Origin of the sequence: Methylopila turkensis (assembly GCF_027922325.1) — a bacterium.
Classification (GTDB): domain Bacteria; phylum Pseudomonadota; class Alphaproteobacteria; order Rhizobiales; family Methylopilaceae; genus Methylopila; species Methylopila turkensis.
Map to the genome: position 1 here is coordinate 1,345,910 of NZ_BSFL01000001.1, position 12,778 is coordinate 1,358,687.

Below are 12,778 nucleotides of genomic sequence, written 5' to 3' on the forward strand. Positions count from 1 at the left end.
CCCGGCGATCACGGCGAGCCGCGCGCGGGACGCGCGCGCCGGCCCCCGGCGGCGCTCCGCCGACCCAAGCCACCCCGCCGCCACGACGTTACTGGCCGACGCCGACGGACATGCCCTGCCGCTGGCTGATCTGGCCCGCGGTCGTGGTGAATGTGTCCTGGTTGTCGCCGATGGCGAGCACCGGCTCGCAGCGAGGGTTGCAGGAGAAGCTCTCGCGCTTCGCCCCGCGCTGGACCATGACGGTGTTGTTCTGGCCGCGGGCCACGCTGACGATCGTCTCGGACAGCACCTCGCCGCGCGCGTCGAGCAGCACGATGTTGGTGCTGCCGAAGCTCTTACCGGTCACGACGATGACGCCGTTGCGCTGGGTCGTGGCGTCGGCGATCAGCGGGTTGCCGATGACGATGGTCGCGACGCCGTCCGGCGCGCGCATCAGGCTCGCGCGGTCGACGGTGACGTCGAGCTGGCTCTCGGCCGCCTGCGCGGCCGCCGCCGTCGCCAGCAAGGCAGCCGTCGCCGCAACTGCGGCGCGCAGAAAATTTCTTGCAGCGTGTATGCGCATGGCTGTCGGGTCCCCGCAGGTAATCCACGCCATTCCAGCGCAGTTTGGTGAACGAACCGCTAACGTCCGAAGCGCCTGCAACCCTTCGCCGCGACGAAGCATCTTGGCCGTCTGCGGTTTCCGCGATATGCCGCGAGCGAATTCAACTGTCGTTAAGCATTCTGGTGATCGGAATATTACTTTAACCGAGAAACACTCCAGTTTGAATCAGTTCTTTTTCAACGGTCCGATTAACCCAATCGCAATGGGCGCTCCGGTAAGTAGAGGGCGTTCCGGCGCACCGACGAACACTGAGGGGCCGCGGGACTGGAGCTGTCGCAACCTTCCAGAGTTCAGGAGACTCTCATGAGCATTCTCAAGCGTTTCGCCAAGGACGAGTCCGGCGCCACCGCCATCGAGTACGGCCTCATCGCGGTCGGCATCGCCGTCGCCATCATCGTGACCGTCCAGACGGTCGGCACCAACCTGTCGGGCGCCTTCACGAAGGTCGCCACCAACCTGACCAAGTGAGCTGAGCGCGGACGTTCGCGTCGAGGCTCCCTCCCGCAAGCGGCGGCCGCGTAAGCGGCCGTCGCCCGGCAGGGCGATAAAGCCGCCGATCTCCGTCAGCCGGGGACGGCGGTTTCGTCGTTTCTGGGGCGACGGAGTTCGTCTTTCGTTAGCGCTTCGCCGGCCAGTATAGCCGCAGGCGTTCTCGAACAACGCCCGTCCAGCGGGAACAAGCCATGCTCGAAACCGTCGTTGTCATCGTGCTTCCCGCGCTCGTCGTCGTCGCGGCGGTCTCCGACCTTCTCACCATGACGATTCCGAACCGGCTCGTGCTGGCGCTCGTGGCGGCGTTCGCGGCGACGGCGCCCTTCGCGGGGCTCGGCCTTCAGGATCTTGGTCTACATCTCGCGGCCGCCGCGGCGGTGCTCGCCGTCGGGATCGCGCTGTTCATTCCCGGATGGATCGGCGGCGGCGACGCCAAGCTCGCGGCGGCGCTTGCGCTCTGGCTCGGCTTCGCTCCGCTGCTCGAATGGCTCGTGCTTTTCGCCCTGTTCGGCGGCGCGCTGACCCTCGGCGTCATGATCTACCGCAAGTACCCGCTGCCGGCGCAGTTCGTGCGGATCGGCTGGCTCGCCAAGCTGCACCATCCCGCGTCGGGCGTTCCCTACGGCGTGGCGATCGCGGCCGGCACGCTGCTGCTGCTGCCGCAGACGCAGTGGTTCGCCCTCGTCGGCTGAACGCGAGCGGACCCCGCGGCTTCCAATCCTGCGCCGTGATGCGGTGAAACGCGCTCCATCAAGTTCCGCCATGTCCCGACGCGCGACAGTTGTCGAGCGAACAGTTAAAACAACGGCGGATTAAGACGAGCCGCAGACGCATCGTTAACCATGAATTGACGAATGGCTGTTTGACTGTCCCTGAAGTTCGAAGACTGCGGAAACGCGGCTTCGAGGGCGTGAAGGGGGAGCCGTTCGATGAAGGCCGCGCGCATCGTTGTTCTGGGAATTGCGATCGTGGCCGGCATCGGGGCCGCGCTGCTCGCCGGGGGATCGGACGAGCCGGAGCCCGCTGTCACCGACGCCGCGCCGCTGAAAACCGTCGAGGTGCTCGTCGCCGCCTCCGACATCCAGATGGGCGGCGTCATCCGCGCCGAGGACGTGCGCTGGCAGGCTTGGCCCGAAGAAGCCGCGAGCCCGCATTTCGTGACCAAGTCCGGCGCGCCCACCGCCGCGCAGGACAATGTCGGCGCGATCGCCCGGTCGCCTTTTGTCGTCGGCGAGCCGATCCGTCCCGACAAGCTGATCAAGGGCTCCGGCTCCGGCTACATGGCGGCGATCCTGCCCGCCGGCATGCGCGCCATCTCCGTCGAGATTTCGCCCGAGACCGGCGCCGGCGGCTTCATCCTGCCGAACGACCGCGTCGACGTGATCCTGACGCGCCGCGTCCAAGGCGCGGGCGGTCGCGACGAGACCTATTCCGAGACGATCGCCGCGAACATCCGCGTGCTCGCCATCGACCAGGCGGTCGAGGACAAGGACGGCCAGAAGGTCGTCGTGGGCAAGACGGCGACGCTCGAACTGACGCCGTCGCAGTCCGAGCAGCTCGCCCTCAGCCGGCAGCTCGGCACGATCGCCCTCGCGCTCCGCTCGCTGATCGACTCCAGCCCGAACGCCGCGGACACGTCGCTCGATCCGGCGGAGAAGCGCGGCCGCGTGACCGTCGTCCGGTTCGGCGTCTCCAGCCAGGGAGCCGCCCGGTGACCGCTCGCCGCTTCGGGCTTCCGCTCCCCACCTTCGCTCTTCCCGCCCCGCGCCGGACAGACCGGCCCTCGGCCAGGACTTCGACCGCCATGAGCCTACTCAGCAGCCATGACGACATTCGCCGCCCCGGCGGCATCGCCCGCGCGCTTCGGGCGACCCTGGTCGCGACCTGCGCGATCGCCCTCGTGGCGCCTGCTCCGGCCTTCGCCGCCGACAAGGCCTATCTCGACCAAGGCGGCTACGCCGACGGAACAGATTCCGGCCAGATCGACCTCGGCATCGGCAAGTCCTATTCCGTGACGCTGCCGCGCGACGCCAGGGAGGTGTTCGTCGCGGACCCGGCCGTCGCCAACGCCGTGGTGCGCACGGCGCGCAAGGCCTATCTCATCGGCACGGCCCCAGGCCAGACCGACGTCAAGTTCCTGGACTCCGAGGGCCGCGAGATCGCCTCCTATGAGGTTTCGGTCTCCCGCGACGTCGGCTCGATCCGGGCCTCGATCGGCCGCTCCATCAACGGCGACAAGGTGCGGGTGGAGGGCGTCGGCGACGGCGTCGTCGTCACCGGCTCGGTCAGGTCGGCGCAGGAGGCCCAGGCCGCGATCGACATCGCGAGCGGCTACATGGCCGACCCAAAGAAGGTCGTGAACGCGCTGAAGATCGAAGGCCAGGACCAGGTCATGCTGCAGGTCAAGGTCGTCGAGATGAAGCGCGACGTCATCAAGCAGCTCGGCATCGACTACCAGGCCAGCAATTTCAGCATCGGCGGCGTCACCCTCAACGGACAGACGGCGTTTCCATACGGCGCGAACAACTCAAGCCCGGCGAACTTCCTGACCGGGGCGATCTCTAGCAACGGCGGCTCGCTCGCGGCCAGCATCCAGGCGCTGGAGCGGGGCGGGGTCGTCAGGACGCTCGCCGAGCCCAACCTCACCGCGATCTCGGGCGAGAGCGCCAAGTTCCTCGCTGGCGGCCAGTATCCTTTCCCCGGCCCTTGCGAAGCGAATGACAACGGCGGCTGCACGCGGTCCGTCGAGTTCAAGGATTTCGGCGTCAGCCTCAACTTCACCCCTGTCGTTCTCTCCGCGGGCCGCATCAGCCTCAAGGTCAGCACCGAGGTGAGCGAGCTCGATCCTTCTAACGGGATCGTCGACCGCGGTCTGGTGATCCCGGGCCTGCAGGTCCGGCGCGCGGACTCGACCGTCGAAATTCCCTCGGGCGGCTCGATCGTGATGGCCGGGCTGATCCAGCAGCAGACGAAGCGCGCGGCGGGCGGCCTTCCCGGCCTGATGAAGCTCCCGATCCTCGGCGCGCTGTTCCGCTCGAACGACTTCCTGCGCAACGACACGGAACTCGCGATCTTCGTGACCCCGTATCTCGCCAAGCCCTCGGCGCCCGCGAAGCTCGCCTCGCCGGACGACGGCTTCGCCCAGCCGTCCGACCAGTCGGTCCTGCTGCTCGGACGCCTCAACCGCCTCTACGGCATTCCCGGCAAGATCGACCCCTCGACCGTCAGCCACCGCCGCGGCGGCTTCATCATCGACTGAGCCTCAGCGCTCCCGGAGTTCTCACCGATGACGTCCTTCCTCACCTCTCTGACGCGGGCCAGGCTTGGCGTGCTGCTGGCCGCGGCGTCGACCGTCGCGCTCGCCGGCTGCCACGCCGACCGGATCGTCGCCGACGACTACCCCCAGCATTACGACCAACGCCATCCGATCGTGCTGACCGAGGGCGCCGCGCGCCTCGACCTTCCGGTCGGAGCGGGGCGCGACGGCCTGACGGCGCGCCAGAAGGAGGACGTCCGCGCCTTCGCCTCCGACTGGCGCAGGAACGGCCGCGGCCCGCTCGCCATCATGGTCCCGCGGGGCGGCGCCAGCGACGCGGCGTCGGCCTATTCGGCCTCCGCGCTGCGCGCCACGCTCGCCTCGGCCGGCGTGCCTTCCACCGCGGTGCTGACGCAGCGCTACGCCGCCTCCGGCCCCGACCACCTGGCGCCGATCAAGCTCGGCTACGTCAAGCTCAAGGCCGAGGTTCCGCACCCATGCGGCCTGTGGCCGGACGATCTCGGCCATGGCGGCGACGCCTACGGCGCGACGCAGAATCGCGACTACTGGAACTACGGCTGCGCGACGCAGCAGAATCTGGCGGCCCAGGTGGCCGATCCGGAAGACCTCGCACGTCCCCGCGCCGAAAGCCCTGTCTACGCCGCGCGCCGCCAGACCGTGATCGAGAAGCACCGCGCCGGCGCAGACACGACCACGGACTATAAGCAGGACGAAGCGAAGCTCAGCGACGTGGGGGAGAACTGATGACCAGCCTGACGCATCAGCCCGGCGGGCCCCTCGGAACCGGCGCCTCTCCCTCGGAGGTGATCGCGCCGCTGCCGCGCGTGTCGATCCAGGCGTTCTGCGAGACGCCGGAGATCGCCCGCCTCATCGAGCAGGTCACGACCGACCGCCGCATGGAGAAGGCGCACGTCAAGGTCCAGATGGGCGGCGGGCTCGCCGCCACCGAGGCCTACAAGGCCGCGCCGACGCCAAACGTCGTGGTCATCGAGGGCGACGCCCACCGCGAACGGCTGGTCGACACGTTGCAGCGCCTCGCCGAGGTCTGCGACCCCGGCACCAAGGTGGTCGTCATCGGCCAGGTCAACGACGTGCTGCTCTACCGCGAGCTGATGCGGCAGGGCGTGAGCGACTATCTCGTCCCGCCCTTCGGCGTGGTCGATCTCGTGCGCTCGCTGTCCGAGATTTTCCGCGCCCCGGGCGCCGATCCGGTCGGCCGCACGATCGCCTTCGTCGGCGCCAAGGGCGGCGTCGGCGCGTCGACGATCGCCCACAACGTGTCCTGGGCGATCGCGCGCCAGCTCAAGCTCGACAGCGTGGTGGTCGATCTCGACCTCGCCTTCGGCACCGCCGGCCTGAACTTCAATCAAGACCCGCCGCAGGGCGTGGCCGAGATCGTGTTCGCGCCGGACCGGCTCGACGGCGCGCTGGTCGACCGCCTGCTGTCCAAGTGCACGGAGCAGCTGTCGCTGCTCGCCGCGCCGGCGACCCTCGACCGGGTGTACGACTTCCATGAGGACGTGTTCGATCCGCTGCTCGACATCATGCGCTCGAACGTGCCCTGCAGCGTGCTCGATGTCCCCCACGTCTGGACCGCATGGTCGAAGCGCGCGCTGATCTCGGCCGACGAGGTCGTGATCGTGGCCTCGCCTGACCTCGCCAACCTGCGCAACGCCAAGAATCTGATCGACCTGCTCAAGGCCGCCCGTCCCAACGACGCGGCCGCCCGGCTGGTGATCAATCAGGCCGGCATGCCGAAGCGGGCCGAGATCAAGCCGAGCGACTTCTGCAAGGCGCTGGATCTCGAAGCGGCGGCCATCATCCCCTGCGATCCGGCGCTGTTCGGCGCCGCCGCGAACAACGGCCAGATGATCGCGGAGACAGCGCCGAGCAACAAGATCAACGACATCTTCGTCGATCTCGCCAAGCGCCTCACCGGCCGTTCGGAAACGCGCGCGACCAAGCGCGCGTTTCTGGAGCCGCTGATGGCGCGCATGAACCGGAAGAAGGCCGGCTGACCTTCCGGTCGGTGCGGGAAGAGGAGCGGATCGCATGTTCGGAAAACGCGGATCGCCGACGCCTTCGGGCGCCGCCGGCTTCACGCGGAACACGATCGCGGCGGGCCTCGGCGCGCCGCTGATCAACGTCGCGCCGATCGCTGCGCCGGAGCCCGAGCCGCGCCCGGCGTCGCCCAGCGCCGTGCCGCCTCCGGTCGCTTCCGACGGCCGCCGCAACGAAGAGTACTACCAGACCAAGAGCCGCATCTTCGGCGCCCTGATCGAGGCGATCGACCTCGCGCAGCTCGCCCGTCTCGACACCGAGAGCGCGCGCGAGGAAATCCGCGACATCGTCAACGAGATCATCGCGATCCGTAACGTGGTGATGTCGATCGCCGAGCAGGAGGAGCTGCTCGACGACATCTGCAACGACGTGCTGGGCTATGGTCCGCTGGAGCCGCTGCTCGCCCGCGACGACATCGCGGACATCATGGTCAACGGCGCCGACCGCACCTACATCGAAGTCGCCGGCAAGGTGCAGACGACGGCGGTGCGCTTCCGCGACAACGCCCAGCTGTTGAACATCTGCCAGCGCATCGTCAGCCAGGTCGGCCGCCGCGTCGACGAAAGCTCGCCGATCTGCGACGCGCGCCTTCCGGACGGCTCGCGCGTCAACGTGATCGCGCCGCCGCTCGCGCTCGACGGCCCGACGCTCACCATTCGAAAATTCAAGAAGGACAAGCTGACGCTCGACCAGCTCGTGCGCTTCGGCTCGATCAGCCCGGAGGGCGCCGAGGTCCTTAAGATCATCGGCCGCGTCCGCTGCAACGTCCTGATCTCCGGCGGCACGGGCTCGGGCAAGACCACCCTGCTCAACTGCCTGACGCGCTACATCGACGAGGACGAGCGCGTCATCACCTGCGAGGACGCCGCCGAGCTCCAGCTCCAGCAGCCTCATGTGGTGCGCCTCGAGACCCGCCCGCCGAACCTCGAGGGCGAAGGCCAGGTCACCATGCGTGACCTCGTCAAGAACTGCCTGCGCATGCGTCCCGAGCGGATCATCGTGGGCGAGGTGCGCGGCCCCGAGGCCTTCGACCTGCTGCAGGCCATGAACACCGGCCATGACGGCTCGATGGGCACGCTGCACGCCAACTCGCCGCGCGAAGCCCTGTCGCGTCTCGAATCCATGATCACCATGGGCGGCTTCACGCTGCCGTCCAAGACGATCAAGGAGATGATCTGCACTTCGGTCGACGTCATCGTCCAGGCGTCCCGTCTGCGCGACGGGTCGCGCCGCATCACCCACGTGACCGAGGTGATGGGCATGGAAGGCGACGTGGTGATCACGCAGGACATCCTGCTCTACGACATCCTCGGCGAGGACGCGAACAAGCGCCTGATCGGCCGGCACCGCTCCACCGGCATCGGCCGGCCGCGGTTCTGGGAGCGCGCGCGCTACTTCGGCGAGGAGAACCGTCTCGCCGCCGCGATCGACGCGATGGACATCGACACCCCCACCCGCGTCGCCTAACGCACGGATCGGCCGCACAGATGGATATGGAGCGCCTGCCGATCATCCTCCTCGCCGCCGTCGCGGCGGGCGGAGCGGCCTATGCCCTGGTCTACCCGTTCCTGTCGGGCGAGAAGCGCGTCGAGCAGCGGCAGCGCTCGTTCGGCGGCGTCGACCGGCGCCGCGCGGCGACCGAAGCCGCGGCCGATAGCCTGCGGCGCGGTCAGGTCGCGGACAGCCTGAAGGCGCTTGACGAGCGCCAGAAGCGCATCAACCGCCCCAGCCTGAAGATGCGCATCGAACAGGCCGGGCTGAGCTGGACGAAGAAACAGTTCTACCTTCTGAGCCTCGCGCTTGGGGTCGGGCTCGGGATCGCCGCGCTCGCCGGAACCGGCGAACCGCTCGCGGGCCTCGCCGGCGCCTTCGTCGGCGGGCTCGGACTGCCGCGCTGGATTCTCGCCTTCCTCAGGAAGCGCCGCACCACCCGCTTCCTGCTCGAGCTTCCAAACGCCGTCGAGGTGATCCTGCGCGGCCTGAAGGCGGGCCTGCCGCTCGGTGACTGCATCCGCATCGTGGCGAACGAAACCCAGGAACCGGTGAAGAGCGAGTTCCGCGCCATCGTCGAGGCGCAGACCGTCGGCATCCCCTTGGCCGAAGCCGTGGGCAAGCTCTACGAGCGCATGCCCGTGCCCGAGGCGAACTTCTTCGGCATCGTCATCGCGATCCAGTCGAAATCCGGCGGCAGCCTGTCGGACGCCCTCGGCAATCTCGCGCGCGTGCTCCGGGACCGCAAGAAGATGAAGGCCAAGATCCAGGCGATGAGCATGGAGGCGAAAGCCTCCGCCGCCATCATCGGCTCGCTGCCGATCATCACCGTCATGATCATCGCGGTGCTCAACCCGAACTACATGGGCCTGATGTGGACCACCGACATGGGCCGGGTGATGCTCGTCGGTTCGGGCATGCTGATGCTCACGGGCATCCTGATCATGCGGAAGATGATCAACTTCGATTTCTGAAGACCACGGGGAACGTCGGGTGATCAACGAGATCTTCAGAATCGCCAGCGATCCGCGTTCGATCGCGATGCTGCTCGCGGCGGTCGCGGCGGCGGCCACGGTGCTGACCTTCGCGATGCCGCTGCTTGCGGGCGACACGCTCAACAAGCGCATGAAGTCGGTCGCGCTGGAACGCTCGAAGATCCGCGCCCGCGAGCGGGAGCGGCTGGCGCGCGGCGAGCGCAAGGGGCTCAAGCGCGAGCCCAAAGCCTACATGCAGAACGTGGTCAGCCAGTTCAACCTGGCGAAACACCTCGGCACCGAGGACGCCAAGGAACGGCTGCAGATGGCCGGCTATCGCGGGCAGGGCGTGATGGTCACGTTCCTGTTCTTCCGCCTCGTCGCGCCCCTCGTCTTCATGGCGATCGCGCTGATCTACCTGTTCCTGATCAACGACTTCGGCCTCACCTGGCCGGTCCGCCTCGGCGGCGTGATCTTCGCGACCTACGTCGGCATCAAGGCGCCCGAGCTCTACCTCAAGAACCAGACCGCGAAGCGCCAGTTGTCGATGAAGCGCGCCTTTCCGGACGCGCTCGACCTGATGCTGATCTGCGTCGAATCCGGCATGTCGATCGAGGCGGCCTTCCGCAAGGTCGCGGACGAGATCGGCTCGCAGTCGGTCGCGCTCGCCGAAGAGCTGACGCTTGCGATGGCGGAGATGTCCTACCTGCAGGACCGACGGCAGGCCTACGAGAACCTCGGCATGCGCACCGGCCTCGACTCCGTCAAGTCGGTCGCCACCGCCCTGATCCAGGCCGACAAATACGGCACGCCGGTCAGCACGGCGCTGCGCGTGCTCGGCCAGGACAGCCGCGACATGCGCATGGCCGACGCCGAGAAGAAGGCCGCCGCCCTGCCGCCGAAGCTGACCGTGCCGATGATCGTGTTCTTCCTGCCAGTGATCTTCGTGGTCATCCTCGGCCCGGCCGTGATCCAGGTGCTGGCGATCAAGTAAGCCTACTCGCCGGCGCGCAGCTCCTCGGTCGGCTCGATGTCCGGCTCGGCCGGCTCGGTCGGCTGGTGCGGGAATCCATCGATCGGCCCGACCGGCTTGGCGTCGCGCTTGATGTCGATCGGGCTCGTCACATAGGCCGTCATCAGCTCGGCGAGGGAGCGCAGCGCGTGCATGTGGATGCGCTCATAGCCGTGGCTCGCGTCGATGCCGAAGGTCACGAGCGCGGTGCGCACGTCGGCGCCGGCCTCGATCGCCGAGGCGCTGTCCGAGCGGTAGTAGCGGAACACGTCGCGCTGGTGGCGGATGTCGTTGTCGCGCGCGAGCCGGATCAGCTCGTGGGTGAGGTGGTAGTCGAACGGCCCGGTCTGGTCGGCCATGGCGATGGTCACGCCGAACTCGTCGGAGGCCTGCCCCGGCGCGGTGGTGCCGTTGTCGATCGTCACCATGGCGGCGACGTCATGCGGCAGCACCGCGGAGGCGCCGACGCCGACCTCCTCGGCGATCGAGAACACCCACCATGTGTCGACCGGGGGCTTCTTGCCCGAGTCGATCATCGCCTTCAGCGTCGCGAGCAGGATCGCGACGCCCGCCTTGTCGTCGAGGTGGCGGGAGACGATGAAGCCGTTGTCGAGAAACTCGGTCTCCGGATCGATCGCGACCACGTCGCCGACATGGAAGCCCAGCCGGTTCAGGTCCGGCACGTCGCGCACGAGAGCGTCGACGCGCACCTCCACATAGGGCCAGCCGGTCGGCTGGGTGTCGATCTCGTCGGCGTAGGTGTGGCCCGACGCCTTCAGCGGCAGGATCGAGCCGCGATAGGCGCCGGCCTCGGTGAAGACCGTGCAGCGCGCGCCTTCGGCGAAGCGCGCGGACCAGTTGCCGATCGGGACCAGCTCGAGCCGGCCGTTCGGCTTCAGGTACTTCACCTGCGCGCCGAGGGTGTCGAGATGCGCGATCAGCGCGCGCGACGGATCCTTCGCCTTGCCCTTCAGCTTGGCGCGGATCGCGCCGCGCCGCGTCACCTCCGGCTCGACGCCAAGCCGCTGAAGCTCGTCGACCACCGCATGGGTGATCGTGTCGGTGAAGCCGGTCGGGCTCGGAATCTTGAGCAGAGCCTTCAGCTGCTCGCCGAGATAATCGATGTCGACATCAAGACGCGCCATGAGGCCTCGCAGGGGGGACGGGATGATTCGGCTCGCCCCTGTTTAGGGCGCGCCGGCCGGCGCGTCATCCCGGCCTTCGCACGGCGCGGCCCAGCGCAGCCCGAGCATGCGGCATCGCCGGCGCAAGCGCGGAGAGGCTCCTGCGCCCGATCGCCGCCGGCGGTTCCCCTCCCGGCCACCCCCGTGCCGCGGTGGATGGAATATGGTGACGCGACAGCCGAACTGACATCAGCTCTCCCGGACCGTCTCATGCCTGCTGAAGTGACGAAGCCGCGCACCATCCTCGTCGTGGGCGGAGGGCTGAGCGGCTCGCTGCTCGCGCTCCGCGCCATCGAGAACCCGGCCAACCGCGTCGTTCTGATCGAGCGGTCCGGCGCGCTCGGCCGCGGCGTCGCTTACGGCGCCTGCGACCCCGAGCACCTGCTCAACGTGCCGCTGTTCCGCATGGAGGTCGGGCTGTCGCCGTCCTTCCAGGACTGGCTGGGCGCGAACCGTCCGCACGAGCTCAACGCCGACGACGGCGGCTTGAAGGATTCCTTCGTGTCTCGCCGGTCCTTCGGCGACTACATCGAGGACGTCACTGAGCGGAACGTGCTCGCGGGCCGGCTGACGCGCGTTCGCGGCGACGTCGTCGAGATCGGCCGGGAGGGAGAGCCCTACGCGCTGCTGCGCGACGGACGCGTCCTGCGCGGCGCCCATGTCGTGCTCGCCACAGGCAACCTGCCGCCGAAGACGCCCCGCTTCAGGGACGAGGGCGTGCTGGACTCGCCTGTTTTCATTCCCGACCCCTGGGACGTGCACAAGGACCGGCTGCCCGCCAGCGGCGCGACGGTGCTGCTGATCGGCTCGGGCCTGACGATGGTCGACGTGGCGCTGCGCCTCGCGCGCGGCGGTCACGAGGGGCCGATCATCGCGCTGTCGCGCCGGGGCCTGCTGCCGAACCGGCATGTCCATGGCGGCCAGTGGCGAAACGCCTTCGACGGCCGGCCGCTGCCTCCGCTGGCCGCCCTGCGGCTGCTCAGGCGGGAGGCGCGCGAGGCGGCGGCGCAAGGCGTGCCGTGGCAGCGCGTGATCGACGCGGCGCGGCCGAGCCTAGCGAGCGTCTGGATTTCGTGGAGCCAGGACGAGCGCCGCCGGTTTCTTCGCCACGCCCGCACGATCTGGGACGTGCACCGTCACCGCATGGCGGGGGCCGTGGCGGCGCCGATCGAGCAGCTCATACGGTCGGGCCGCCTGCAGATCCGTGCCGGCCGCATCGAGGGCCTGAAGCGCACGCGATCCGGCGCCGTCGTGGAGCTGCGTCCGCGCGGCGCGCGCGAGGCCGTCGGGATCGAGGTCGGAACGATCGTCAACTGCACCGGGCCCCGCTCCTCCTTCGACGACCTGAACGAGCCCGCCTACATCAAGCTGAAGGAACGCGGACTGCTGACGCCCGACGAGCTCGGCCTCGGGATCAAGACGTTCGGCTGCGCCGTGGTCGACAAGTACGCGACGCCCTCGGACTGGCTGTTCGCCATCGGGCCGCTCACGCGTCCGGAATGGTGGGAGATCACGGCCGCGCCGGAAATCTCGGCGCAGAGCTACTATCTGGCGAACGGTCTGGAGCGGCGGAGCCCGCACACGCTGCTGCGCGACTTCGTGGACCTCGGCGCGGGCATCTAGGGCTTCAAGCGCCGTGGTTTCGGGCGAAGCCGAGCGTCCACGCAAAAGTCTGGATGCCCG

General features: G+C 68.6%; 12 protein-coding genes. 10 read left to right on the forward strand and 2 right to left on the reverse strand.

The window, feature by feature from the left end:
* Positions 1-88 precede the first annotated feature (88 nt).
* Positions 89-505: a pilus assembly protein N-terminal domain-containing protein gene (locus tag PKE78_RS06480; RefSeq protein WP_271200007.1), complete on the reverse strand. Its 417-nt coding sequence runs from the start codon at positions 503-505 to the stop codon at positions 89-91.
* Positions 506-907: 402 nt separating this feature from the next.
* On the opposite strand from PKE78_RS06480, the gene PKE78_RS06485 reads away from it, so the two are divergent.
* From PKE78_RS06485 to PKE78_RS06525, 9 genes are all read left to right on the forward strand, one after another.
* Entirely contained in the window at positions 908-1,072 is a 165-nt protein-coding gene (locus PKE78_RS06485) for a Flp family type IVb pilin (RefSeq protein WP_271200008.1), read from the forward strand.
* Between the two features lie 215 nt (positions 1,073-1,287).
* On the forward strand, positions 1,288-1,788 hold the full coding sequence (locus PKE78_RS06490) for an A24 family peptidase (protein ID WP_271200009.1): 501 nt from the start codon (positions 1,288-1,290) through the stop codon (positions 1,786-1,788).
* A 237-nt stretch (positions 1,789-2,025) separates the two neighbouring features.
* Positions 2,026-2,811, forward strand: coding sequence for a Flp pilus assembly protein CpaB (gene cpaB, locus PKE78_RS06495; RefSeq protein WP_271200010.1), 786 nt, complete (start codon positions 2,026-2,028; stop codon positions 2,809-2,811).
* Positions 2,812-2,900: 89 nt separating this feature from the next.
* Positions 2,901-4,355: a type II and III secretion system protein family protein gene (locus PKE78_RS06500; RefSeq protein ID WP_271200011.1), complete on the forward strand. Its 1,455-nt coding sequence runs from the start codon at positions 2,901-2,903 to the stop codon at positions 4,353-4,355.
* 27 nt (positions 4,356-4,382) lie between these two features.
* Entirely contained in the window at positions 4,383-5,117 is a 735-nt protein-coding gene (locus PKE78_RS06505) for a CpaD family pilus assembly protein (RefSeq protein ID WP_271200012.1), read from the forward strand.
* A complete protein-coding gene (locus tag PKE78_RS06510; protein WP_271200013.1) occupies positions 5,117-6,391 on the forward strand; it encodes a CpaE/TadZ family protein in 1,275 nt (424 codons plus the stop codon). Before PKE78_RS06505 ends, PKE78_RS06510 begins: the two co-directional genes overlap by 1 nt.
* Positions 6,392-6,425: 34 nt before the next feature.
* Complete coding sequence (locus PKE78_RS06515; protein ID WP_271200014.1) at positions 6,426-7,901, forward strand: TadA family conjugal transfer-associated ATPase; 1,476 nt, start codon at positions 6,426-6,428, stop codon at positions 7,899-7,901.
* A 20-nt stretch (positions 7,902-7,921) separates the two neighbouring features.
* Positions 7,922-8,899, forward strand: a complete 978-nt coding sequence (locus PKE78_RS06520) for a type II secretion system F family protein (RefSeq protein ID WP_271200015.1) — start codon at positions 7,922-7,924, stop codon at positions 8,897-8,899.
* Positions 8,900-8,918: 19 nt separating this feature from the next.
* Positions 8,919-9,893 carry a type II secretion system F family protein gene (locus tag PKE78_RS06525; protein WP_428981230.1) on the forward strand — a complete coding sequence of 325 codons (975 nt, stop codon included), beginning with the start codon at positions 8,919-8,921 and terminating at the stop codon, positions 9,891-9,893.
* Between the two features lie 2 nt (positions 9,894-9,895).
* Here PKE78_RS06525 and PKE78_RS06530 read toward each other — a convergent pair whose 3' ends face one another.
* A complete protein-coding gene (locus PKE78_RS06530) occupies positions 9,896-11,056 on the reverse strand; it encodes an osmoprotectant NAGGN system M42 family peptidase (RefSeq protein ID WP_271200016.1) in 1,161 nt (386 codons plus the stop codon).
* A 249-nt stretch (positions 11,057-11,305) separates the two neighbouring features.
* Between PKE78_RS06530 and PKE78_RS06535 the strand changes: the two genes are divergently transcribed.
* Positions 11,306-12,718 (forward strand): FAD/NAD(P)-binding protein, encoded by a 1,413-nt coding sequence (locus PKE78_RS06535; protein ID WP_271200017.1) that lies wholly within the window; start codon positions 11,306-11,308, stop codon positions 12,716-12,718.
* Positions 12,719-12,778: the final 60 nt, after the last annotated feature.